Origin of the sequence: Scandinavium goeteborgense, assembly GCF_003935895.2 — a bacterium.
GTDB classification, from domain to species: Bacteria; Pseudomonadota; Gammaproteobacteria; order Enterobacterales; family Enterobacteriaceae; genus Scandinavium; species Scandinavium goeteborgense.
This window is the reverse complement of sequence record NZ_CP054058.1, coordinates 3,522,469-3,546,101: the sequence shown is the minus strand read 5'-3', so window position 1 is coordinate 3,546,101 and position 23,633 is coordinate 3,522,469. Positions and strand designations below refer to the sequence as shown.

Below are 23,633 nucleotides of genomic sequence, written 5' to 3'. Positions count from 1 at the left end.
TCCTCGGCCCCTTAATGAGCGGTTTCCGCGTGGCTCATGTCCATGCCTTCCATCCCTTCGTGTGAGGCGTGCTCACCGGCAGGTTGGCTCATGTCCATGTGACCGTGACCCATGTATTTGTTAATAACGTCTTTAAACAAATCAGGTTTCACGCTGGAGAAGTATTCCACCTTGTTGTACTCGCTCGGCGCTGCCAGTTTTTCATAAGCGTCCATATCGGTCATGGTGCTCTGAGACTGTTTCACCTTCGCGACCCACTGGTCGAACGTAGCGCGATCAGGTGTTGCAGTAGCTTTGAACTTCATACCAGAGAAGCCTTTGCCACTGTAGCTGGCGGAGATACCGTCGTAGGTGCCCGCTTCGTTGGCAATCAGATGCAGGTTAGTCTGCATACCGGCCATCGCGTAAATCTGGCTACCCAGACGCGGGATAAAGAACGAGTTCATCACGGAATTGGAGGTGACTTTGAACTGAACCGGAACGTTCGCCGGGAAAGCGATTTCGTTAACGGTCGCAATGCCCTGCTCCGGGTAAATGAAGAACCATTTCCAGTCCATGGAAATCACTTCGATAGTGATTGGCTTCTCGGCATGGGCCAGCGGTTTGCTAGGCTCAAGCGCGTGAGTGGTTTTCCAGGTCAACACGGAGAGGAACAGGATGATAAGGATAGGCACCGTCCAGACCACAGCTTCCACTTTATTGGAGTGTGACCAGTTAGGGCTATACTTCGCATCTTTGTTGCTCGCACGGTATTTCCAGGCGAAACCAACGGCCATCAAGACGGCGGGAATGACGACGATTAACATCAGGCCGAATGCCGTCAGTATCAGCGAACGTTGTTCCAGTCCAATCTGTCCTTTGGGGTCAAGTAGCGCAGAATCACAACCACTGAGTAAAACAGTGCTGGCGATTAATGACAACCATCCCAAGCTTTTATTGTATTTCCTGAGTCTCATGTAACGACCTCAATTCCACGGGATTTGGTGGCGTTTAAAGTGTGGGGGCATTTTACGGGAAGGTTACATTACTGTAAACATGATTGGAGAAGTGTCTTTCGGGTGTTACTGGGTTCTGCCGGGCCTGTCACAGATGTTGCTGGTTGTGTCTAAAATCCAGGCGGATAGCGCATTACCGCAGTTTTATAACGAAACGAGGTGGAATGGATTTGTTTCTCTGGTATTGGGTATAATAAATGTGGAAAAAACACAAAAAGTTAACAATTTATTATCAAGTTGACGACATCGTAAAAACAAAAAAATAATCGAATGGAAGCTGAATCGGTTAAGGAAATATGCCGAAACTTAAAAAGCGTCAGTAATTTCCGAAATTAAATAACGCACAAAATAACAATCGAAAAAAAAGAATGAATTATTACCGTTATTATTACTGAAAGAAACTACAACGGCAATTATACCCGTCATACTTCAAGTGGCATGCGCGTTGGCTGTGTCTGCTCACCCCAGTCACTTACTTGAGTAAGCTCCTGGGATTCCCAAACTTGCCGCCTTCCTGAAACTCGAATTATTTAGGGTATACGATTTTGCGGGTCAGACGAGGTGCGTTTTGCGTAATGCCAGCGCGTCGAGGATCCCGCCCAGCACGATGCCGCAAATGGCAATCAAAACCCCCACTTCCAGCAGGCCCGTCAGGAACGAGAAGGCCGTGAGGTCAAGCGCGTTCATGATAAGCAGCAGCAGCCAGACACCGATAATCAGGCAGCCAATGGCGAGGATCCGCAGGGCGAGGGAATAGATGCTCTTGAATTCTGTTCGCGGCATAAAGCTTTCGCTCCGCCAGGTGTATTCCAGCGTTTGCCGACACAGCATCAGCAGCAAAATACCTGGAATGGCGGCAAATACCGAGAACAGATAAAACGTGGGCCAACCGTGCGCTTCGACAAACCAGCCTGCAATCGGGCCGACATAGACGCGACCCACCGCCGAAAGGGCAGAGAGCAGCGCAAACTGCGTCGCCGAGAAGGACTTGTTGCACAGCGTCATTAACAATGCGACGAATGCCGCTGTTCCCATCCCGCCGCACAGGTTTTCAAAGAACACCGCCGTGCCCATGGTTAACATGCTTTTGTCTGTAATCGACAACAGCCAGTAACCGGCATTGGATGCGCCCTGCAAAATGCCGAAAATGAGCAATGCGCGGAACAGGGATAAACGCTGCATCAGCACGCCGCCGTACAGTGCGCCGAGAATGGTGGCAAACAGCCCGAGGGTTTTATTCACCACGCCAACTTCGCCCGCATCAAAACCGACACCTCTAATCAGGAAGGTGGTGGTCAGACTCATCGCGAATGCGTCGCCCAGCTTATAAAGGACAATCAGCAGCAGGATCAGCCAGGCATTGTTACGGCCAAAAAAATCACGCAGCGGTTCGGCAACAGCCTGTTCCAGAGTTTTCGGCGCAGGAATGACATCGCTCGGTTCAGGTGCAAACAGCGTGGCGATGATGCACGGGATCATCAGTGCCGCCATCAGCCAGTACATGGCTTGCCAGCCGAGCCACTGATCTGCCAGCCACAGTGCCAGCCCGCCGGACACCAGCATCGCCAGGCGATAGCCCAGCACGCTGATTGCTGCCCCGGTGCCGCGCTCTTCTGGCGACAGAACGTCAGTTTTCCATGCGTCGAAAACGATGTCCTGCGACGCCGAACAGAAGGCGATCACCACCGCAAGAGCCGCCATCCAGCGCAGTTGCGACGTGGGTTCAAGGAAGCCCATCGCCGCAATCGAAAACAGTAACAGGATCTGCGTGGTCAGCAGCCAGCCACGACGGCGCCCCAAAAACGGCGGCGTGTAGCGGTCCATCATCGGCGACCACAGGAATTTAAAGACGTAGGCCTGGCCGACGAGAGAGAAGAAACCGATAGTTTTGAGATCGATGTTCTCGACGGTCATCCACGCCTGAAGCGTGCCGGACGTGAGCGCCAGGGGTAAACCAGAGGCGAAACCGAGTATCAGCAGGATCGCTGATTTAGGCTGCTGGAAAATGCGTAAGTATTGGTTGGACATGGGCATAAATAACTGACCCGGCGCAGGGCCGGGTCAGAAAGACTTAGTGGGCGTTCTGTTTGATGAAGTCGTGGACGCTGGTGTCCTGCGCCATATCGGAAATGGTATCCGTCAGCACGCTGTTAACGGCGTTAGCAATGTTCTGGTTGTTTGCCGTGAAGGCGCCTTCAACCTGATAGCTTGCGCGATAGTTTTTGTTCATCTTATTGCCATTCTTCGCGGTGGCGATAATGGCGATGTCAGCTTTGGTAGCGATGTTGTAGCGCACGTTGCCCTGAGACACGTCTGCATACAGGTTGTTAACGATGATCTGCAGATCGACGGCACCGTTCGGTCCAATCATATAACCGCGCGCGGTCATCTGCTTCTCAAGTACTTCTTGCAGCAGGAAACGCAGGTCGCGGGAAGGGGTCAGCGTGACCAGTTGGTTATCACGGGTCACTTTAGCCAGCGCCTGGTCCGTACGCTGGTCTGCGCCGTTGATGCTGACAGTCACGCCCATCAGGCTTGGATCCTGTGAAGGCAGGGTGATTTTTGGTGCTACATCAATAGTCGTTTGCGGTTTGGCACAACCGGCCAGCATAAACATCGCAACCAACGGGAAGAGGATTTTTTTTAACATAGTAAGACTCTCAGCGTCACTGTTGTTCAACGGGCGAAAAATTCCCGCCATCATAACATCGCCAACGGCAAGGGGAAGTGGTCAACGCATGTAAATTCATCGTGTTGAGTGTTTTCTGAACGCAAGTCCGATTTCGACCTCTTTTTTGAGATTATTCGTTTACGCGAGGGCCCAAAGTTCATCCATTTGACTGAGAAATACAGACGGAAGCTAAATTTTTGTTGTCTTGATGTAATGGAAACGGTAAAAGCGGCTAACATTTAAAGGGAAGGGCGGCATCTCAGCGTTGTCGGAGGAGTAAATTCATGATGATACGTGAACAGATAGAAGATAAATTGAGGGCAGCGTTTGAACCCTTATTCCTCGAAGTGGTGGACGAAAGTTATCGCCACAATGTCCCGGCCGGCTCCGAAAGTCACTTTAAAGTGGTGCTGGTCAGCGATCGCTTTGCCGGAGAACGTTTTCTTAACCGTCACCGCATGATTTATGGCACTTTGACTGCTGAATTGTCCACAACCGTGCATGCGCTGGCGTTGCATACCTACACCGTGAAAGAGTGGGAAGGGCTGCAAGATACCGTCTTTGCATCCCCACCTTGTCGCGGCGCGGGCAGTATCGCGTAAAATTCGCATTTGCAACTGCCGGAACTTTTCCAGTATGTTGCGTACAGATTAAATGAGAAACGGCCTGCGGGCCGTTTTGTTTTGCTTGAATTTTGAGCGGGTAACGCATTTTTTGGGTCAAAATCACCTCAAAACTGTGAAAAATGGCGCATCCAAGCGGCATTACCGTTCTCGACTCACTACAGTGATGCCGCTATAATGCTGCGTCTTATTTTCGGAATGTCTTCGGGATGATTCTGGCAACAGGGATTGTATTCTGCATTGAAGAGAACATCCCGGTTCAGCGAAGCCATCGATACGTGCTTCCAGAGTTGACCGAGCACTGTGATTTTTTTGAGGTAACAAGATGCAAGTTTCAGTTGAAACCACTCAGGGCCTTGGCCGCCGTGTAACGATTACTATCGCTGCTGACAGCATCGAAAAAGCTGTAAATAGCGAGCTGGTCAACGTAGCGAAAAAAGTTCGCATCGACGGTTTCCGTAAAGGGAAAGTACCGATGACTGTTGTTGCTCAGCGTTATGGCGCCTCTGTTCGTCAGGACGTGCTGGGTGACCTGATGAGCCGCAACTTCGTTGATGCGATCATCAAAGAGAAAATCAATCCAGCGGGCTCCCCGACTTACGTTCCGGGCGAGTACAAACTGGGTGAAGACTTCACTTACTCTGTTGAATTTGAAGTTTACCCAGAAGTAGAGCTGCAGGGTCTGGACGCAATCGAAGTTGAAAAACCGGTTGTTGAAGTGACTGATGCTGACCTTGACGGCATGCTGGACACTCTGCGCAAGCAGCAGGCGACCTGGAAAGATAAAGAAGGCGCTGTAGCCGATGAAGATCGCGTTACCGTTGACTTCTCCGGTTCTATTGACGGCGAAGAATTCGAAGGCGGCAAAGCCACTGATTTCGTACTGGCAATGGGCCAGGGTCGTATGATCCCAGGCTTTGAAGACGGTATCAAAGGCCACAAAGCTGGCGAAGAATTCACTATCGACGTGAACTTCCCGGAAGATTACCACGCAGAAAACCTGAAAGGTAAAGCAGCGAAATTCGCTATCAACCTGAAGAAAGTTGAAGAGCGTGAGCTGCCAGAACTGACTGCTGAATTCATCAAACGTTTCGGCGTTGAAGATGGTTCTGTAGACGGCCTGCGTGCTGAAGTTCGTAAAAACATGGAACGCGAGCTGAAAGGCGCGGTTAAAAACCGCATCAAGTCTCAGGCAATCGACGGTCTGGTTAACGCCAACGACATCGACGTTCCTGCTGCCCTGATCGACAGCGAAATCGACGTACTGCGTCAGCAGGCTGCACAGCGCTTTGGTGGCAACGCCAAACAGGCTATGGAACTCCCACGCGAGCTGTTCGAAGAGCAGGCTAAACGCCGCGTAGTTGTTGGCCTGCTGCTGGGCGAAGTGATTCGTACCCACGAGCTGAAAGCTGACGAAGACCGCGTTAAAGTCCTGATCGAAGAGATGGCTGCTGCGTACGAAGATCCTTCAGAAGTCATCGAGTTCTACAGCAAAAACAAAGAGCTGATGGACAACATGCGCAACGTAGCTCTGGAAGAGCAGGCTGTTGAAGCCGTTCTGAACAAAGCGAAAGTGTCTGAAAAAGCGACTTCTTTCAACGAACTGATGAACCAGCAGGCGTAATTAACGCCCTCACGGTTTAAAGTTTGAGCGAAAAACCCGTTGCCTCTGGTAGCGGGTTTTTTTTATCACTGTAATAGATGACGATACGTGCCAAAACGCGGTTTCGGTGTTAGCGTTACAGCAAAATATTGTTATGCTTGAAATAGGGCAGTGCCACCCCCATAAAAGGGGAAGCAGTAGATTGACTGGCTGATGATCCGTCCGCAAGGTTACAATCAGTACAGCAGGTATTTTCACTTTTTATCCAGGAGACGGACATGTCATACAGTGGCGAACGAGATAACTTTGCACCCCATATGGCCCTGGTGCCAATGGTCATCGAACAGACCTCACGCGGTGAACGTTCTTTTGATATCTACTCCCGTCTGCTCAAGGAGCGCGTTATCTTTCTGACCGGCCAAGTGGAAGACCACATGGCGAACCTGATCGTAGCGCAGATGCTGTTTCTGGAAGCGGAAAACCCGGAAAAAGACATTTACCTGTACATCAACTCCCCAGGCGGCGTCATCACTGCAGGGATGTCCATCTACGACACCATGCAGTTCATTAAGCCAGACGTCAGCACCATTTGTATGGGGCAGGCGTGTTCAATGGGTGCATTCCTGTTGACTGCTGGAGCGAAGGGCAAGCGTTTCTGCCTGCCGAACTCCCGCGTTATGATTCACCAGCCGCTGGGCGGCTATCAGGGCCAGGCGACGGATATCGAAATCCACGCCCGCGAAATCCTGAAAGTTAAAGCGCGCATGAATGAACTTATGGCGCAACACACGGGTCAATCTCTTGAGCAGATTGAGCGCGACACCGAGCGCGACCGCTTCCTCGCTGCGTCTGAAGCAGTAGAGTATGGCCTGGTCGACTCCATTTTGACCCATCGTAAATAATGCCACTGCGTCGAGTGCCGCTATACTGTTTAGGGCGGCATTCCGTTAAGACTGGCATTTGCGTCGTCATGTGCGGCACAAAGAACTTAGAAAGAGGTTTGGACTCATGACAGATAAACGCAAAGATGGTTCAGGCAAACTGTTGTATTGCTCTTTTTGCGGCAAAAGCCAGCACGAAGTGCGTAAGCTGATCGCCGGGCCGTCCGTGTATATCTGCGACGAATGCGTTGATTTATGTAACGACATCATTCGCGAAGAAATCAAAGAGGTAGCCCCGCATCGTGAACGTAGTGCGTTGCCGACACCGCATGAAATCCGCCATCACCTGGACGATTATGTTATCGGTCAGGAACGTGCGAAAAAAGTGCTGGCTGTGGCGGTATACAACCACTATAAGCGTCTGCGTAACGGCGATACCAGCAACGGCGTTGAGCTCGGCAAAAGTAACATTCTGCTGATTGGCCCAACCGGCTCCGGTAAGACGCTGCTCGCGGAAACGCTGGCACGCCTGCTGGATGTTCCATTTACTATGGCTGATGCAACCACCCTGACCGAAGCCGGTTACGTGGGTGAAGACGTTGAAAACATCATCCAGAAACTGTTGCAGAAATGCGATTACGACGTGCAGAAAGCACAGCGCGGCATCGTTTATATCGATGAAATCGACAAAATTTCCCGTAAATCGGATAACCCGTCGATCACCCGTGACGTGTCCGGCGAAGGCGTACAGCAGGCTCTGCTGAAGCTCATCGAAGGCACCGTGGCTGCTGTTCCGCCGCAGGGTGGCCGTAAGCATCCGCAGCAGGAATTCCTGCAGGTTGATACGTCGAAGATCCTGTTTATCTGTGGCGGCGCATTCGCCGGTCTGGATAAAGTGATCGCTAACCGCGTTGAAACCGGTTCAGGTATTGGCTTTGGCGCGACGGTAAAAGCGAAATCCGAAAAAGCGAATGAAGGTGAACTGCTGGAGCAGGTAGAGCCGGGTGATCTGATCAAGTTTGGTCTTATCCCGGAATTCATCGGTCGTCTGCCGGTTGTCGCGACGCTCAACGAACTGAGTGAAGATGCGCTGATTCAGATTCTGAAAGAACCGAAAAACGCCCTGACTAAGCAATATCAGGCACTGTTCGGTCTTGAAGGGGTTGATCTGGAATTCCGTGACGAAGCGCTGGATGCGATTGCGCGTAAAGCGATGGCCCGTAAAACCGGTGCCCGTGGCCTGCGTTCAATCGTTGAAGCGGCACTGCTCGATACCATGTACGACCTGCCTTCCATGGAAGACGTCGAAAAAGTGGTTATTGATGAGTCCGTCATCGAAGGTCAAACCAAGCCGCTGCTGATTTACAGCGCCGCTGAAACGCAGCAGGCATCTGGCGAATAATTCACCAATTCACTCAGTCAGTTAACCAAAAGGGGGATATTTTATCCCCCTTTTACTTTTCCTGTATTCCTCCCGTTGAATGTGTGGGAAACATCCCCATATACTGGATTACATGTTAACGGTGGCGTGAAGCACAGTGACGCCATTGACTACCTGGCGGAAATTAAACTAAGAGAGAGCTCTATGAATCCTGAGCGTTCTGAACGCATTGAAATCCCCGTATTGCCGTTGCGCGATGTGGTGGTTTATCCGCACATGGTCATTCCCTTATTTGTAGGGCGGGAAAAATCTATCCGTTGTCTCGAAGCGGCCATGGACCATGATAAAAAAATCATGCTGGTTGCTCAGAAAGACGCTTCAACGGATGAGCCGGGTGTAAACGATCTTTTCACCGTCGGGACCGTGGCCTCTATTTTGCAGATGCTGAAGCTGCCTGACGGCACCGTCAAAGTACTGGTTGAAGGCTTGCAGCGTGCGCGTATTTCCGCGCTGTCTGACGACGGCGAGCATTTCTCGGCGAAAGCGGAGTACCTTGAGTCTCCGGCAATCGACGAGCGCGAGCAGGAAGTGCTGGTACGCACTGCCATTAGCCAGTTTGAAGGCTATATCAAGCTCAACAAGAAAATCCCACCAGAAGTGCTGACGTCGCTGAACAGCATCGACGATCCTGCACGTCTGGCGGACACCATCGCAGCGCACATGCCGCTGAAGCTGACTGATAAACAGTCAGTGCTGGAAATGTCCGACATCAACGAGCGTCTGGAATACCTGATGGCGATGATGGAATCGGAAATCGATCTGCTGCAGGTTGAGAAACGCATTCGCAACCGCGTCAAAAAGCAGATGGAGAAATCCCAGCGCGAGTACTATCTGAACGAGCAAATGAAAGCCATTCAGAAAGAACTCGGCGAGATGGACGATGCGCCGGACGAAAATGAAGCCCTGAAGCGTAAAATTGACGCCTCTAAAATGCCGAAAGAGGCAAAAGAGAAGACCGAAGCCGAGCTGCAGAAGCTGAAAATGATGTCGCCGATGTCTGCGGAAGCGACTGTCGTTCGTGGCTACATTGACTGGATGGTGCAGGTTCCATGGACTGCCCGCAGCAAAGTTAAAAAGGACCTGCGTCAGGCGCAGGAGGTTCTCGATACCGACCATTACGGTCTGGAACGCGTGAAAGATCGCATCCTCGAGTATCTCGCAGTCCAGAGCCGCGTGAACAAACTCAAAGGCCCAATTCTGTGTCTGGTTGGACCACCAGGGGTAGGTAAAACGTCTCTGGGTCAGTCCATCGCGAAAGCGACCGGGCGTAAGTACATCCGTATGGCGCTGGGCGGCGTGCGTGACGAAGCAGAAATTCGCGGTCACCGTCGGACTTACATCGGTTCCATGCCGGGTAAACTTATCCAGAAAATGGCGAAAGTGGGCGTTAAAAACCCATTATTCCTGCTGGATGAAATCGACAAAATGTCGTCCGATATGCGTGGCGATCCGGCGTCAGCTCTGCTGGAAGTTCTTGATCCAGAACAGAACGTAGCGTTCAACGATCACTATCTCGAAGTCGATTACGACCTCAGCGATGTGATGTTTGTGGCGACCTCTAACTCCATGAACATTCCGGCTCCACTGCTGGATCGTATGGAAGTGATTCGTCTGTCCGGTTACACCGAAGACGAGAAGCTGAACATCGCGAAACGTCATTTGCTGTCGAAGCAGATTGAGCGAAACGCGTTAAAGCCGAGCGAAATTACGGTCGATGACAGTGCGATTGTCAGCATCATTCGCTACTACACTCGTGAAGCGGGCGTGCGTAGTCTGGAGCGTGAAATCTCCAAACTGTGCCGTAAAGCGGTGAAACAGCTGCTGCTGGACAAAACGCTCAAGCACATTGATATCAATGGTGAAAACCTGCATGACTATCTCGGCGTGCAGCGCTTTGACTTTGGCCGTGCCGACAGCGAAAACCGTGTCGGTCAGGTGACTGGCCTGGCGTGGACCGAAGTGGGTGGCGACCTGTTGACCATCGAAACCGCGTGCGTTCCAGGTAAAGGCAAACTGACCTATACCGGCTCGCTGGGTGAAGTGATGCAGGAATCCATTCAGGCAGCGCTGACCGTCGTGCGTGCTCGTGCAGAGAAGCTGGGTATTAACGGCGACTTCTACGAAAAACGCGACATTCACGTGCACGTACCGGAAGGGGCAACCCCGAAAGACGGTCCAAGTGCCGGTATCGCAATGTGTACCGCGCTGGTGTCGTGTCTGACCGGCAACCCGGTTCGCGCTGATGTGGCGATGACCGGTGAAATCACGCTCCGTGGCCAGGTTCTGCCTATCGGCGGTCTGAAGGAAAAACTGTTGGCGGCCCACCGCGGTGGCATTAAGACAGTTCTGATCCCAGATGAAAATAAACGCGATCTGGAAGAAATTCCTGATAACGTGATCGCCGATCTGGATATCCATCCTGTTAAGCGGATTGAAGAAGTTCTGGCCCTTGCACTGCAAAATGCGCCGTATGGCATGCAGGTAGAGACCGTAAAATAGTGACGTCGCGCAAATAGCGCTAATAAAAACGGGGCTGGTAGGTGAAATCGCACTTGCCAGCCTTTTTTTGTATAGCTAATTTAGATTGCTGGTTGGGTATGTCATATACAACGGGTGTTGTAAGGGCATGACACTCCTGATATAACTGCTGCGCCGTCGCATTGCGAAGGATTCCAGTGCGATATAAATTATAAAGAGAGGAAGAGAATAGTGAATAAATCTCAACTGATTGACAAAATTGCTGCAGGTGCGGATATCTCTAAAGCTGCTGCTGGACGTGCGTTAGACGCTTTAATCGCTTCCGTTACCGAGTCTCTGCAGTCCGGGGATGACGTTGCACTGGTTGGTTTTGGTACTTTTGCTGTTAAAGAGCGTGCTGCCCGTACTGGTCGCAACCCGCAAACAGGTAAAGAGATCACCATCGCTGCTGCCAAAGTGCCAGGTTTCCGTGCAGGTAAAGCACTGAAAGACGCGGTAAACTGATCGCTTTCCCGTTCAGGGAATGTGACAAAGTACAAGGGCGCATCATCAGATGTGCCTTTTTTGTTTCTTTAGCCTGACTTTATGCGACTTTAGGCGAGTTGTGGGCTGACAATAACCCTCGTTTCTTGTCAAAATACGCCCTCACGCGCAGCCGCTCTCATGGTATGCTGTGCGAGGATACAGTCACCTACAGCGGAGCGTTGTTACACCATGATGGACTCCTTACGTACGGCAGCCAATAGTGTCGTGCTCAAGATTATTTTCGGTATCATTATCGTGTCGTTCATTTTGACCGGCGTGAGCAGCTACCTGATTGGCGGAACCAAAGAATACGCCGCGAAAGTGAATGGCCAGGAAATAGGCCGCGCACAATATGAAAATGCCGTTGCCAGCGAGCGAAATCGCATGCAGCAGCAGTTGGGCGATCAGTTCTCTGAACTGGCTTCCAACGAAAACTACATGAAAACCATGCGTCAGCAGGTGCTCAACCGTCTTATCGACGAATCCCTTCTCGACCAGTATGCGAAACACCTGAACCTTGGCATCAGCGATGCGCAGGTGAAACAGGCGATTTTCGAAACTCAGGCGTTCCAGGCGAATGGCAAATTCGATAACCAGCGTTTCAGCGGTATCGTCGGCCAGATGGGCATGACGACTGACCAGTACGCGCAGGCGCTGCGTAACCAGCTGGTAACTCAACAGCTGATCAACGCCATCGTCGGTTCCGAGTTCATGCTTCCGGGCGAAACGGACGAGCTGGCTTCTCTGGTTTCCCAGCAGCGTGTCGTACGCGAAGCTACCCTTGATGTGAATGCCCTGGCGGCGAAGCAGCTGGTGAGCGATCAGGAAATCACCAGCTACTACGAGCAGCACAAGAATGAATTTGTTGCGCCGGAGCAGTTCCGCGTGAGCTACATCAAGCTGGACGCCGCGGCGATGCAGGAAACCGCATCCGACAACGACATCCAGTCTTACTACGATCAGCACCAGGATCAGTACACTCAGCCGCAGCGCGTACGCTACAGCGTGATTCAGACCAAAACCGAAGCAGATGCAAAAGCGGCGCTGGATGAAATCAACAAAGGCGCGAACTTTGCTGACGTGGCGAAAGCGAAATCCACCGACATTATCTCTGCCAAAAATGGCGGCGACATGGGCTGGCTGGAAGCGTCTACTACGCCGGACGAGCTGAAAAATGCGGGTCTGAAAGATAAAGGTCAGCTGTCAGGTGTGATCAAATCTTCCGTCGGCTTCCTGGTCGCGCGTCTTGATGACGTTCAGTCAGCGAAAATTAAGCCGCTGGCCGAAGTTCATGACGATATCGCAGCGAAAGTGAAGCAGGAAAAAGCACTGGACGCTTTCTATGCTCTGCAGCAGAAAGTGAGCGATGCGGCAAGCAACGATAACGAATCCCTGGCGGGTGCAGAGCAGGTTTCCGGTGTGAAAGCGGTTGAGACTGGCTGGTTTGGTCACGACAATCTGCCAGCTGAGCTGAATTTCAAACCGGTATCTGAAGCTATCTTTAACGGCGGTCTGGTGGGTCAAAACGGCACCCCGGGTAGTAACTCTGACATCATCACCGTCGATGGCGACCGTGCGTTCGTGCTGCGTATTAGCGAGCATAAAGCTGAAGCGGTCAAACCTCTGGCGGAAGTGAAAGCGCAGGTGACGGACATCGTCAAGCACACCAAAGCGGTGCAGCAGGCGAACATCACCGCAGAGAAACTGCTGGCTGACCTGAAAGCAGGTAAGGGCGACGACGTGATGAAAGCGGCGAACCTGAGCTTTGGTGAAGCGAAGACTCTGAGCCGTACTGGTCAGGATCCGCTGAGCCAGACCGCGTTCACCCTGCCACTGCCGCAGAAAGACAAAGCGAGCTACGGTGTCGGTTCTGACATGCAGGGCAACGTTGTTATTCTGTCGCTGGACGAAGTGAAAGACGGCACCATGCCGGAAGCACAGAAGACAGCGATGGTTCAGGGGATCACCCAGAACAACGCCCAGGTGGCTTTCGAAGCACTGATGGCAAACCTGCGTAAAGAAGCGAAGATCAAGCTGGGCGACATCGCTGCACAACAGCAATAACGTCGAGCACGCTCGCAGAATTTCGTAACGCACTGCAATATTTAAAGGCCGCTTTCGCGGCCTTTTCCAATTTTGAAATCTGCCCTTTGTACTGTTTTCTCCCTCTGGTTATCGTGACGTCGCTGTCAACAAACAAGGAGATACAGCATGAAATCAGGAATCAAAACAGTACTTCTCATTCTTACTCTCGCCATCTCGGGTATCGGTTCTCACGCTCTGGCTGCCACGGCGGCAGGTAAACCCCCTGTGGACGCCAAATCCGCAGCGGCCCCTGCGAGCCCTGAAAAACTCAACGAGTCAGCCACAGCAAACCAAAGCGCCGGCGATAAGGTCAGTATCAACACCGCCAGCGCTGATGAACTGGCCCGGGTGATGAATGGCGTAGGGCTCAAAAAAGCCCAGGCTATTGTCAGCTATCGTGAAGAATACGGTCCGTTCAAAGCCATTGACGATTTACGTCAGGTGCCAGGTATGGGCGGTGCGCTTGTCGAAAGAAATCTTTCACATCTGATGCTCTGACCTCCGGGAGAGTTTGCACAGTAGCAAAAAAATGCCAGACTGAAGAGGTCGTACCAGTGTGCGACCTCTGACTCTATAAATAACAAAGGCTATTGCGCTATGCAGACTCAAATTAAAGTTCGTGGATATCACCTGGATGTTTATCAACACGTTAATAACGCTCGCTACCTTGAGTTCCTCGAAGAGGCTCGCTGGGACGGGCTGGAAAGCAGCGCGGGCTTTCAATGGATGAGCCAGCACCATATCGCGTTCGTCGTGGTGAATATCAACATCAATTATCGTCGTCCCGCGGTACTGGGCGACCTGCTGACGGTGACCAGCAAGGTGCAGCAACTGAACGGCAAAAGCGGCGTGCTAAGCCAGGTCGTGACGCTGGAGCCTGAAGGAGAAGTGGTGGCAGATGCGCAGATTACGTTCGTGTGTATCGATCTGAAAACACAAAAAGCGTTACCGCTGGATGGCGAACTTCGTGCTCACCTGGAAGAGATGGTCGAATAAATTATAGAAATGAACCCCGGCACGCAGAATGCCGCCGGGGAGTATGCACTTACTGCAGACCGGTTTTTGCTTTTAATGCCGCCATAACGCCGGTTTTGTCGGCCAGATAATGATTCAGGCCATTGGCGCGAAGCGTGCAGGCAGCGCAGTGACCACAGCCATCGCCTTTGATGCCGTTATAGCAGGTGAGGGTTTCGCTGCGAACCATATCAAGGTGGCCCCAATAATCTGCGAGCGCCCAGGTTTCGGCTTTGTCTATCCACATCAGCGGCGTTTCGAAGCGGATCTCTTTCGCCATACCGAGGTTCACTGCGTGGTTGAGGGCTTTAACGAACTCATCCCGGCAGTCCGGATAGCCAGAGAAGTCGGTTTCGCATACCCCGGTGATCACTGCTTCCGCTTTGACCTGATAGGCATAAATCGCGGTCAGGGTCAGGAACAGAATGTTGCGGCCCGGCACGAAGGTATTCGGAATACCGTTGGCTTCCGGTTCGTAGTCCGGGACCGGGATGCTGTCGCGGGTAAGGCTGCTGACCGCCAGTTCGTTAAGCAACGTAACGTCGAGCACCTTGTGTGCACGCGCGCCGAGTTTCAGCGCCAGTTCACGTGCGACGTCGATTTCCACGCGATGGCGCTGGCCATAATCAAACGTCACGCAGTCCACTTCGTCATACTGCTGTAAAGCCTGAACCAGGCAAGTCGTGGAGTCCTGGCCTCCGCTAAAGACCACAACGGCGCGTTTCATAGCAAATCCTGTCAATATTGAAGAAAACGCTATGGTAGCGTTTGAAGACGGCGTCCACCAGCTACAACACGTGCTTTATGTGTTCGTAGACGCAGGCAGCCAGGCTTCAGTGAAATCAAACCAGCCACGGGCGTTCAGGCGAATGCCGTTCACACCCGGCGGCGCGCTGATTTTGTATTGATAATTAAACAGGGGCGTCAGCACTGCCGTATCCATCAAATGATGGAAAACGTTTTGCAGGGCAGCATGGCGCGACTTTGGGTTTTTCTGGGTCTGAACCGCATCAAGCGTGGCCTGAAGATGGGCGTATTGTGCCGGGCTGAGCGTATGTGGCCACAGAGGATCGCAGCGCAGCCATTGCTCGAGCGTGTATTCAGGCGTGTCGCCAATCAGCCTGTCGCCCATCACTAAATCCGCTTTCGCCAAATGCGGACAGCCATCCCAAGTTTTGGCATCATGGAAAATAACCGTCAGCTTACAGCCCTGTTTTTCCAGCGCCTGGCGAAGCTGTTCAGCCATGGTGTGAAGTTCAACTGGCAAATGGTAGATCAGCGTCAATGCAGCCGGGAAGGCCACAGATTCTGCGTCTTCTGCCAACGGAATTTCCCAACCTGGCAGCAGTTCCTGACTGGGCGTAATCAGGTTTTCATCCAGCGGCAGCGTCTGCATCAGCGATGTCCGGTGAATCAGGGTAATCAGTTTTTGCGCCTGAGGCGTGGTAAGCGCGGCACTTTTTCGCAGCGTCAGGTAGCAAAAGCCGAGGCTAATACTGTCGCTCACCAGCCGGAGTTTCCCCAGGTCACCCGCTTCGCCAATGGCCAGCTGCACCGGGTGACGGCAGCTGGTGCCCAAATCTTGCTCGAACAGCTGCGGCGTTATCCAGTATTCAATGGCCTGTAATAGCGGATGCGTCAGATGGTAGCGATTATGGCTTTCGAGTCGTACTAGCTCAGGTTCGAAGATTTTCAACCGGAACGGCCCGGTCCCGATGGTCGGGTCATCCGGATGCGCCAGCACGCTGCAATAGCTGGCCAGTCGATGCGCCAGCCAGAAGTCAGGCTTGACCAGCGTAAAGGTCAGGCACTGCGCGTGAGTGATTTCGATGCGTTGCACGCTGGCGAATAGCGTCCGCAGACCGGGCTCTGCCAGTAACATTTCCAGGCGCCGATGCAGCTGCGCGGTATCAACCGGATCGCCATTGTGCCAGTGCAGCGTGGAACGGATGTAAAAGTGCCAGCGTAAACCGTCGACCGACACTTCCCAGTGATGGGCCAAATCGCCGAGCGGCTCGGCGGTATTTTGATGAAAGCGAGTCAGGCCGGAAAAAACCTGCCCTGCCAGATGCTGCTCCGCACGCCCGGGCAGAAAACCCGGGTGCAGCGGTTCGAGGGGGCGATAGTAGGGAATACGCAGCGTCGGCGTATTGTTCAGCCACTGACCGCCGAGAAACGGATGCAGCAGGGCGCGTAACTCCGGCGCCGCGAGCTGTGCCAGCTCCAGCGCATTCTGCTGTTGGCCGAGCGTAAGTGCTTGCTCCATCATCTCATTGCGCAGCGTCTCAGGCGTGACGTGAAACGTCAGCGTGCCGCGCTTTCCCCGGCCTGACTGGGCCTGCCAGCTAAGCCAGCCAGAATCCTGCGCCTGACGCAACAGCGTTCGCACATGCCGATCGCTGCAAAAACAGCGCTCCGCCAGTTCGGCGACAGTAATTTGCTGCGGCGCGCCGGAAGAGGGCTGCCACAATCGTTGAAACTGATTAAGTCTGTTGAGTTGGCGCATCGTCGCTCACCTGGAAAACCCGGAACAATAAAATTTAATCATTCACTATTCCTTCCGTATATCTCAGGCGATACTTTCGCACAAGCGACACTCATCACACTTCCGGGGAACAACATGGCACGACTGGCTGCATTTGATATGGACGGGACGCTGTTGATGCCCGACCATCGTCTGGGCGAACAAACGCTGAGTACGCTCAAGCGCCTGCACGAGCGGGAAATTACGCTGACGTTTGCCACCGGCCGCCATGTCCTCGAAATGCGCCATCTGATTGGCAACTTCTCCCTCGATGCCTTCTTGATAACCGGTAACGGCACGCGCATTCATTCCCTGGAAGGCGATGTGCTGCACCGTAGCGATCTGGCTCCCGACGTGGCCGACCTTGTTCTGCATAGCCACTGGGATACGCAGGCCAGCATGCATGTGTTTAACGACAGCGGTTGGCTGACGGACAGAGATATTCCGGACATGCTACAGGCGCACGTTTATAGCGGGTTCCGTTATCAGCTCTGCGATTTCAAACGTCTGCCAGCCCATGACGTGACCAAGATCTGCTTCTGTGGTGATCATGACGATCTCAGCCGCTTACGGATCCAGCTCAATGAGGCGTTGGGTTCCCGCGCGCATCTGACGTTTTCTGCGTTCGAATGTCTGGAAGTGCTGCCCGTCGGCAGCAACAAAGGCGCAGCTCTGGCGACGCTCAGCACTCATCTCGGCATGACCATGGCAGACTGCATGGCCTTTGGCGACGCGATGAACGACAGCGAAATGCTGGGGCAGGTGGGTAAAGGCCTGATCATGGGCAACGCCATGCCGCAGCTGAAAGCGGCGTTACCGCACTTACCGGTTATCGGTCACTGCCAGAATCAGGCGGTGTCCCACTTTTTGACGCATTGGCTGGATACACCACATCTCCCTTATTCCCCCGAATGAATGAGACCCTTCCGGCGAGCCAGGCATCCTATGATGTCTGGCTTTTTTCTTTTCTGCGGTCGTTAATTACTATCCAATAAGCTCTGACAGCGCAATCTGTGACGGGGCAAGCTCGCCAATATTTGCCGCCACCCATTGCGGGTTGTAGTAGGTTTCGAGATAGCGTTCGCCGCTGTCACACAGCAGGGTCACAATCGAGCCAGACTGACCCGCACTGCGCATCTGCGCGGCAAGCTGTAACGCGCCCCACATGTTGGTGCCGGTTGAGGCTCCGACTTTGCGGCCCAGCTGCGTTTCCAGCCAATGCGCGGTGACGACGCTCGCCGCATCCGGTACACGCAGCATGTTATCGACCACGTCAGGAATGAACGACGGCTCGACGCGCGGACGACCAATCCCTTCAATTTTGCTGCCAACCGGGCTGCGCAGCGTCGCGTCGCGCTGTTGCCAGTAGTCCATAAATACCGAGTTCTGCGGGTCAACCACCGTCAACTGCGTGTCGTAACCCTGGCAGCGAATATACCGCCCGATGGTAGCTGACGTGCCGCCGGTGCCTGCGCTCATCACGATATGCGCCGGAACCGGGTTCGGCTCATGCTGCATCTGGCGGAAAATGCTGTCGGCAATATTATTGTTTCCGCGCCAGTCAGTCGCGCGCTCGGCGTAGGTGAACTGATCCATATAATGACCGTTCAGCTCGCGGGCTAGCATTTCAGAGGCTTCGTAGATTTCGCAGGCGCTTTGCACAAAGTGACAGCGACCGCCGTAAAATTCGATTTGCTCAATTTTGCGTTTCGCGGTGCAGGACGGCATCACCGCGATAAACGGCAGGCCGAGCAGGCGCGCAAAATAGGCTTCAGAAACCGCGGTCGATCCTGACGAGGCTTCGATGATCGTGGTGCCTTCTTTGATCCAGCCGTTGCACAAACCGTACAAAAACAGAGAGCGCGCCAGGCGATGCTTAAGGCTGCCGGTTGGGTGCGTGCTTTCATCTTTCAGGTAGAGCTGAATGCCGGGGAAGGCGGGCAGCGTCAGGCGAATCAGATGCGTATCCGCAGAGCGCTGGTAGTCGGCGTTAATCTCACTGATGGCGTGTTTTACCCAGGTGCTGTTCATCATTACGTCCTGTTTGTCATTTTGTGCCCAGCTTAACGGAAAGCACGGAAAAAATTGTTGCTATATAGCCTTTGAAATACAATTAAGAGAGAATAATTTTCTCCATGGGTCGCTCATGATAGATAAAATTGACCGTAAGCTGCTGGCGCTGTTGCAGGAGGATTGCACCCTCTCTTTGCAGGCGCTGGCCGATGCCGTTAATCTGACCACCACGCCTTGCTGGAAACGCCTGAAGCGCCTCGAAGACGAAGGTGTATTGCGTGCACGCGTTGCGCTGTTGGATGCAGAAAAAATAGGGCTCGGACTCACGGCCTTCGTGCTGATAAAAACCCAGCATCACAGCAGCGAATGGTATAGCCGCTTTGTGTCACAGGTGACGCAAATGCCCGAAGTGCTAGGCTTCTGGCGCATGGCGGGCGAATACGACTATCTCCTGCGGGTACAGGTAGCGGACATGAAACGCTACGACGACTTTTACAAACGACTGGTCAACAGCGTACCGGGCTTATCTGACGTGACATCGAGTTTTGCGATGGAACAGATTAAGTACACTACCGCGCTGCCGGTCGAATAATTCTCTGGGTAATTCTGCGTGCGATTATTTGCTCAACTCAGCTGGTATTTCCGTCGGGAATGGCGCCGCTATCTTGGCGCGGTCCTGCTGCTTATCATTATTGCCATTCTGCAACTGATCCCGCCGAAGGTGGTGGGCATCGTGGTGGATGGCGTGACGCAACAACATTACACCACCACGCACATTATGATGTGGGTAGCGACGCTGGCGCTGATTGCGGTGGTGGTCTATCTGCTGCGCTACGTCTGGCGCGTGCTGCTGTTCGGCGCGTCCTACCAGCTCGCCGTTGAACTGCGTGAAGATTATTATCGCCAGCTCAGCCGTCAGCATCCTGAATTTTACCTGCGTCACCGCACCGGGGATTTGATTGCCCGCGCGACCAACGACGTCGACCGCGTGGTGTTTGCCGCTGGTGAAGGCGTGCTGACGCTGGTGGATTCACTGGTCATGGGCTGTGCAGTGCTGATCGTCATGTCGACTCAAATTAGCTGGGAACTGACGTTGCTGGCACTGGTGCCGATGCCGATCATGGCGCTGGTTATCAAGCGTAACGGCGACACGCTGCATAACCGCTTCAAGCTGGCTCAGGCGGCGTTCTCCGGCCTGAATGACCGCACGCAGGAAAGCCTTACCAGCATCCGCATGATCAAAGCCTTTGGTCTGGAAGACCGTCAGTCGGCGCAGTTTGCGGCGGATGCGGCAGATACCGGCGCGAAAAACATGCGTGTGGCTCGGGTGGATGCCCGCTTCGATCCGACGATTTACATCGCAATCGGTATGGCGAACTTGCTGGCGATTTCCGGCGGCAGCTGGATGGTGGTGCACGGCACTCTGACGCTCGGCCAACTGACCAGCTTCATGATGTATCTCGGCCTGATGATTTGGCCCATGCTGGCGTTGGCGTGGATGTTTAATATCGTCGAGCGCGGCAGTGCCGCTTACACCCGAATCCGCACCATGCTCTCCGAAGCGCCAGTGGTGGATGATGGCACGCAAATACTGACGCCCGACCGCGGCACGCTGGCGGTGAATATCCGCGAGTTCCGCTATCCGCAAACCGAAAAGCCGACACTGTGTAATGTGCAGTTCAGCCTGCAGCCTGGCCAGATTCTGGGGATTTGCGGCCCAACCGGTGCCGGGAAATCGACGGTGTTGTCGCTTATTCAGCGTCATTTTGACGTCACTGAGGGCGACATTCGTTTCCAGGATTTGCCTCTGACGGCACTGCAGCTCGACAGTTGGCGTAGCCGACTGGCAGTGGTCAATCAGACCCCGTTCCTGTTCTCCGATACCGTGGGCAGCAACATTGCGCTCGGGAAACCGGGGGCAACGCAGGCAGAAATTGAGCATGCGGCGCGGCTTGCCAGCGTGCATGAAGACATTCTGCGTTTGCCGCAGGGCTATGAAACGGAAGTGGGTGAGCGCGGCGTGATGCTGTCCGGCGGCCAGAAGCAGCGTATTTCCATCGCGCGTGCGCTGTTGCTGGATGCTGAAATCCTGATCCTCGACGATGCCCTGTCTGCGGTTGACGGGCGCACGGAGCATCAAATTCTGCACAACCTGCGTCAGTGGGGCGAAGGTCGCACGGTGATCATCAGCGCGCATCGCCTTTCGGCCTTGACCGAAGCCAGTGAGATTATCGTCATGCAGCATGGACACATTGCCCAGCGCGGCGAACACGAGCAGCTGGCGATCCAGTCCGGCTGGTATCGCGATATGTATCGTTATCAGCAACTGGAGGCGGCGCTCGACGACGTGCCGGAAGAGCAGCGTGAGGAGGACGCCGATGCGTAGTTTCGGACAACTTTGGCCAACGCTCAAACGCCTGCTAGCCTACGGTTCACCGTGGCGCAAGCCGTTAGGCATCGGCATGGTGATGATGTGGATTGCCGCTATCGCGGAAGTTACCGGCCCGCTGCTGATAAGTTATTTCATCGATAACATGGTGGCGAAAAGCTACCTGCCGTGGGGCATCGTTATCGGTCTTGCCGCGTCGTACGTTGGCCTGCAACTGCTGGCGGCGTCGCTGCACTATGCGCAGTCACTGCTGTTTAACCGGGCCGCAGTCGGGGTGGTGCAACAATTGCGCACCGACGTGATGGACGCCGCGCTGCGCCAGCCGCTCAGCGAGTTTGATGTGCAGCCGGTCGGACAGCTGATTTCACGCGTGACCAACGACACCGAAGTGATTCGCGATCTGTACGTCACCGTGGTTTCTACGGTGCTGCGCAGCGCGGCGCTGATCAGCGCGATGCTGGTGGCCATGTTCACTCTCGACTGGCGCATGGCGCTGGTGGCGATCGCCATCTTCCCGGCGGTGATCGTGGTGATGCTGATTTATCAGCGCTACAGCACGCCGATTGTGCGTCGCGTCCGCGCCTATCTGGCGGATATCAACGACGGTTTCAACGAAGTCATCAACGGCATGAGCGTTATTCAGCAGTTCCGTCAGCAGGCACGTTTTGGCGAACGGATGGGGGAAGCGAGCCGCTCGCACTACATGGCCCGCATGCAGACCCTGCGTCTGGATGGCTTCCTGCTGCGTCCGCTGTTGAGCCTGTTTTCCTCGCTGATTCTCTGCGGGCTGCTGATGCTGTTTGGGCTGAGCAGCACCGGCACGATTGAAGTCGGCGTGCTGTATGCGTTTATCAGCTACCTTGGGCGTTTGAACGAACCGCTGATCGAACTCACCACCCAGCAGTCGATGTTGCAACAGGCGGTGGTGGCGGGCGAGCGCGTGTTTGAACTGATGGACAAACCGCGTCAAAACTACGGCGAAGATGAAGCGCCTCTGCAAAGCGGATCGATTGACGTCGATGATGTCTCTTTCGCCTACCGTGGCGATCGTCTGGTGCTGCAGGACATCAACATTAACGTGCCATTGCGCAACTTTGTGGCATTGGTCGGGCATACCGGCAGCGGTAAAAGTACCCTCGCCAGCCTGCTGATGGGCTACTACCCGCTGACGAAAGGCGAAATTCGCCTTGATGGACGCCCGCTGTCGTCGCTGAGCCACAGCGTCATTCGTCAGGGCGTGGCGATGGTTCAGCAGGACCCGGTGGTGCTGGCCGAATCGTTCTTTGCCAACGTCACGCTGGGCCGTGATATCAGCGAGGAACAGGTCTGGCAGGCGCTTGAAACGGTGCAACTCGCCGAACTGGCGCGCAGCCTGAGCGACGGGATTTACACCCGGCTCGGTGAGCAGGGCAACAATCTGTCGGTCGGGCAGAAACAGCTGCTGGCGCTGGCTCGCGTGCTGGTGGATACCCCGCAAATTCTGATCCTCGATGAAGCCACCGCAAATATTGATTCTGGCACCGAGCAGGCCATTCAGCAGGCCCTGGCGCTGGTTCGTCAGCGCACGACGCTGGTGGTGATCGCCCACCGACTCTCGACCATCGTTGAGGCCGACACCATCATGGTGCTGCATCGTGGCCAGGCGGTAGAGCGGGGCACGCATCAGCAACTTCTTGAAGCCAAAGGGCGTTACTGGCAGATGTATCAACTGCAGCTTGCCGGGGAAGAACTGGCGGCCAGTATCGAAGAAGAAACACTTATCGCCTGATGCACCACGATTAAGCAAATTACTCACACCAGCGCGCGCTGGTGCAAAAACAAAACGCACCTTGCACCGCAATGGTGCGTTTTTATTTTCCTTCCTGCCTCACATTTTCGTTAAGTCGAACTGCGCCGCTCGCCGCACCCACAGAAAAGGCCAGAATCCTCTGAATGACCGCCGGTTTTAATTTCTGGCACGCCGATTGCTTTACCTCATACGTGTTAGCTGCCGCCATTACCGAATTCTGACTGGAGGGGATCTATGAAGCTGGTTACCGTGGTGATTAAACCATTCAAACTCGAAGACGTTCGCGAAGCGCTGTCTTCCATTGGTATTCAGGGGCTGACCGTTACCGAAGTGAAAGGCTTCGGGCGTCAGAAAGGCCATGCCGAGCTTTACCGTGGTGCCGAATATAGCGTCAACTTTCTGCCGAAGGTGAAAATCGATGTGGCGATCGCCGACGATCAACTCGATGAGGTGATCGACGTGATCAGTAAAGCGGCGTACACCGGCAAGATTGGCGACGGCAAGATCTTCGTCGCCGAGCTGCAACGCGTCATTCGTATTCGTACCGGCGAAGCCGACGAAGCGGCTCTGTAACTCCTGGCACACAGTGATAGGGATCGAGA

At 53.9% G+C, this 23,633-nt stretch carries 20 protein-coding genes; 14 read left to right on the top strand and 6 right to left on the bottom strand.

Going from position 1 to position 23,633, the window contains the following annotated elements; genetic code table 11:
* Positions 1–11 precede the first annotated feature (11 nt).
* The 3 genes from cyoA to A8O29_RS17805 all read right to left on the bottom strand — a co-directional run bounded on the left by cyoA (position 12) and on the right by A8O29_RS17805 (position 3,645).
* On the bottom strand, positions 12–956 hold the full coding sequence (gene cyoA, locus A8O29_RS17815) for a cytochrome o ubiquinol oxidase subunit II (RefSeq protein ID WP_110511658.1): 945 nt from the start codon (positions 954–956) through the stop codon (positions 12–14).
* A gap of 591 nt (positions 957–1,547) precedes the next feature.
* On the bottom strand, positions 1,548–3,023 hold the full coding sequence (gene ampG, locus A8O29_RS17810) for a muropeptide MFS transporter AmpG (protein WP_125355072.1): 1,476 nt from the start codon (positions 3,021–3,023) through the stop codon (positions 1,548–1,550).
* A 43-nt stretch (positions 3,024–3,066) separates the two neighbouring features.
* The gene (locus tag A8O29_RS17805) at positions 3,067–3,645 is read right to left on the bottom strand and encodes a lipoprotein (RefSeq protein ID WP_110511660.1); all 579 of its coding nucleotides are present in this window, start codon (positions 3,643–3,645) and stop codon (positions 3,067–3,069) included.
* Between the two features lie 305 nt (positions 3,646–3,950).
* Here A8O29_RS17805 and bolA point away from each other — a divergent pair, with 305 nt between their 5' ends.
* The 9 genes from bolA (at position 3,951) to A8O29_RS17760 (ending at position 14,298) form a co-directional block, all read left to right on the top strand.
* Positions 3,951–4,268 carry a transcriptional regulator BolA gene (gene bolA, locus A8O29_RS17800; RefSeq protein WP_133461834.1) on the top strand — a complete coding sequence of 106 codons (318 nt, stop codon included), beginning with the start codon at positions 3,951–3,953 and terminating at the stop codon, positions 4,266–4,268.
* A gap of 346 nt (positions 4,269–4,614) precedes the next feature.
* Positions 4,615–5,913, top strand: a complete 1,299-nt coding sequence (tig, locus tag A8O29_RS17795) for a trigger factor (RefSeq protein ID WP_110511662.1) — start codon at positions 4,615–4,617, stop codon at positions 5,911–5,913.
* A 257-nt stretch (positions 5,914–6,170) separates the two neighbouring features.
* On the top strand, positions 6,171–6,794 hold the full coding sequence (clpP, locus tag A8O29_RS17790; protein WP_110511663.1) for an ATP-dependent Clp endopeptidase proteolytic subunit ClpP: 624 nt from the start codon (positions 6,171–6,173) through the stop codon (positions 6,792–6,794).
* 106 nt (positions 6,795–6,900) lie between these two features.
* Positions 6,901–8,175 (top strand): ATP-dependent protease ATP-binding subunit ClpX, encoded by a 1,275-nt coding sequence (gene clpX / locus A8O29_RS17785; protein WP_110511664.1) that lies wholly within the window; start codon positions 6,901–6,903, stop codon positions 8,173–8,175.
* A gap of 183 nt (positions 8,176–8,358) precedes the next feature.
* Complete coding sequence (lon, locus tag A8O29_RS17780; protein ID WP_125355073.1) at positions 8,359–10,713, top strand: endopeptidase La; 2,355 nt, start codon at positions 8,359–8,361, stop codon at positions 10,711–10,713.
* A gap of 210 nt (positions 10,714–10,923) precedes the next feature.
* Entirely contained in the window at positions 10,924–11,196 is a 273-nt protein-coding gene (gene hupB / locus A8O29_RS17775) for a nucleoid-associated protein HU-beta (protein WP_010428111.1), read from the top strand.
* A gap of 210 nt (positions 11,197–11,406) precedes the next feature.
* Complete coding sequence (gene ppiD / locus A8O29_RS17770) at positions 11,407–13,281, top strand: peptidylprolyl isomerase (RefSeq protein ID WP_125355074.1); 1,875 nt, start codon at positions 11,407–11,409, stop codon at positions 13,279–13,281.
* Positions 13,282–13,428: 147 nt separating this feature from the next.
* On the top strand, positions 13,429–13,800 hold the full coding sequence (locus A8O29_RS17765) for a helix-hairpin-helix domain-containing protein (RefSeq protein WP_125355075.1): 372 nt from the start codon (positions 13,429–13,431) through the stop codon (positions 13,798–13,800).
* A 99-nt stretch (positions 13,801–13,899) separates the two neighbouring features.
* On the top strand, positions 13,900–14,298 hold the full coding sequence (locus A8O29_RS17760; protein ID WP_110511668.1) for a YbgC/FadM family acyl-CoA thioesterase: 399 nt from the start codon (positions 13,900–13,902) through the stop codon (positions 14,296–14,298).
* 49 nt (positions 14,299–14,347) lie between these two features.
* Here A8O29_RS17760 and queC read toward each other — a convergent pair whose 3' ends face one another.
* Both queC and A8O29_RS17750 read right to left on the bottom strand, forming a co-directional pair.
* The gene (gene queC, locus A8O29_RS17755) at positions 14,348–15,043 is read right to left on the bottom strand and encodes a 7-cyano-7-deazaguanine synthase QueC (RefSeq protein ID WP_125355076.1); all 696 of its coding nucleotides are present in this window, start codon (positions 15,041–15,043) and stop codon (positions 14,348–14,350) included.
* Between the two features lie 75 nt (positions 15,044–15,118).
* On the bottom strand, positions 15,119–16,822 hold the full coding sequence (locus A8O29_RS17750; RefSeq protein WP_125355077.1) for an SgrR family transcriptional regulator: 1,704 nt from the start codon (positions 16,820–16,822) through the stop codon (positions 15,119–15,121).
* Between the two features lie 114 nt (positions 16,823–16,936).
* On the opposite strand from A8O29_RS17750, the gene cof reads away from it, so the two are divergent.
* Complete coding sequence (gene cof, locus A8O29_RS17745) at positions 16,937–17,755, top strand: HMP-PP phosphatase (protein WP_125355078.1); 819 nt, start codon at positions 16,937–16,939, stop codon at positions 17,753–17,755.
* Between the two features lie 69 nt (positions 17,756–17,824).
* Here the strand turns inward: cof and A8O29_RS17740 are convergent, their stop codons facing one another.
* Entirely contained in the window at positions 17,825–18,874 is a 1,050-nt protein-coding gene (locus A8O29_RS17740) for a PLP-dependent cysteine synthase family protein (RefSeq protein WP_246316624.1), read from the bottom strand.
* 112 nt (positions 18,875–18,986) lie between these two features.
* Between A8O29_RS17740 and A8O29_RS17735 the strand changes: the two genes are divergently transcribed.
* The 4 genes from A8O29_RS17735 to glnK all read left to right on the top strand — a co-directional run bounded on the left by A8O29_RS17735 (position 18,987) and on the right by glnK (position 23,604).
* Positions 18,987–19,445, top strand: a complete 459-nt coding sequence (locus A8O29_RS17735; RefSeq protein ID WP_166665231.1) for an Lrp/AsnC family transcriptional regulator — start codon at positions 18,987–18,989, stop codon at positions 19,443–19,445.
* A gap of 18 nt (positions 19,446–19,463) precedes the next feature.
* A complete protein-coding gene (locus A8O29_RS17730) occupies positions 19,464–21,239 on the top strand; it encodes a SmdA family multidrug ABC transporter permease/ATP-binding protein (RefSeq protein ID WP_125355080.1) in 1,776 nt (591 codons plus the stop codon).
* Entirely contained in the window at positions 21,232–23,010 is a 1,779-nt protein-coding gene (locus A8O29_RS17725; protein ID WP_125355081.1) for a SmdB family multidrug efflux ABC transporter permease/ATP-binding protein, read from the top strand. The genes A8O29_RS17730 and A8O29_RS17725 overlap by 8 nt, the downstream gene beginning before the upstream one ends.
* Positions 23,011–23,265: 255 nt before the next feature.
* On the top strand, positions 23,266–23,604 hold the full coding sequence (gene glnK / locus A8O29_RS17720) for a P-II family nitrogen regulator (RefSeq protein WP_002891893.1): 339 nt from the start codon (positions 23,266–23,268) through the stop codon (positions 23,602–23,604).
* Positions 23,605–23,633: the final 29 nt, after the last annotated feature.

What these genes read in the sequence shown, in the direction of transcription:
- cyoA (WP_110511658.1), bottom strand. Translation starts at nt 956, where the DNA reads ATGAGACTCAGGAAATACAATAAAAGCTTGGGATGGTTGTCATTAATC.
- ampG (WP_125355072.1), bottom strand. Translation starts at nt 3,023, where the DNA reads ATGTCCAACCAATACTTACGCATTTTCCAGCAGCCTAAATCAGCGATC.
- A8O29_RS17805 (WP_110511660.1), bottom strand. Translation starts at nt 3,645, where the DNA reads ATGTTAAAAAAAATCCTCTTCCCGTTGGTTGCGATGTTTATGCTGGCC.
- bolA (WP_133461834.1), top strand. Translation starts at nt 3,951, where the DNA reads ATGATGATACGTGAACAGATAGAAGATAAATTGAGGGCAGCGTTTGAA.
- tig (WP_110511662.1), top strand. Translation starts at nt 4,615, where the DNA reads ATGCAAGTTTCAGTTGAAACCACTCAGGGCCTTGGCCGCCGTGTAACG.
- clpP (WP_110511663.1), top strand. Translation starts at nt 6,171, where the DNA reads ATGTCATACAGTGGCGAACGAGATAACTTTGCACCCCATATGGCCCTG.
- clpX (WP_110511664.1), top strand. Translation starts at nt 6,901, where the DNA reads ATGACAGATAAACGCAAAGATGGTTCAGGCAAACTGTTGTATTGCTCT.
- lon (WP_125355073.1), top strand. Translation starts at nt 8,359, where the DNA reads ATGAATCCTGAGCGTTCTGAACGCATTGAAATCCCCGTATTGCCGTTG.
- ppiD (WP_125355074.1), top strand. Translation starts at nt 11,407, where the DNA reads ATGATGGACTCCTTACGTACGGCAGCCAATAGTGTCGTGCTCAAGATT.
- A8O29_RS17765 (WP_125355075.1), top strand. Translation starts at nt 13,429, where the DNA reads ATGAAATCAGGAATCAAAACAGTACTTCTCATTCTTACTCTCGCCATC.
- A8O29_RS17760 (WP_110511668.1), top strand. Translation starts at nt 13,900, where the DNA reads ATGCAGACTCAAATTAAAGTTCGTGGATATCACCTGGATGTTTATCAA.
- queC (WP_125355076.1), bottom strand. Translation starts at nt 15,043, where the DNA reads ATGAAACGCGCCGTTGTGGTCTTTAGCGGAGGCCAGGACTCCACGACT.
- A8O29_RS17750 (WP_125355077.1), bottom strand. Translation starts at nt 16,822, where the DNA reads ATGCGCCAACTCAACAGACTTAATCAGTTTCAACGATTGTGGCAGCCC.
- cof (WP_125355078.1), top strand. Translation starts at nt 16,937, where the DNA reads ATGGCACGACTGGCTGCATTTGATATGGACGGGACGCTGTTGATGCCC.
- A8O29_RS17740 (WP_246316624.1), bottom strand. Translation starts at nt 18,874, where the DNA reads ATGATGAACAGCACCTGGGTAAAACACGCCATCAGTGAGATTAACGCC.
- A8O29_RS17735 (WP_166665231.1), top strand. Translation starts at nt 18,987, where the DNA reads ATGATAGATAAAATTGACCGTAAGCTGCTGGCGCTGTTGCAGGAGGAT.
- A8O29_RS17725 (WP_125355081.1), top strand. Translation starts at nt 21,232, where the DNA reads ATGCGTAGTTTCGGACAACTTTGGCCAACGCTCAAACGCCTGCTAGCC.
- glnK (WP_002891893.1), top strand. Translation starts at nt 23,266, where the DNA reads ATGAAGCTGGTTACCGTGGTGATTAAACCATTCAAACTCGAAGACGTT.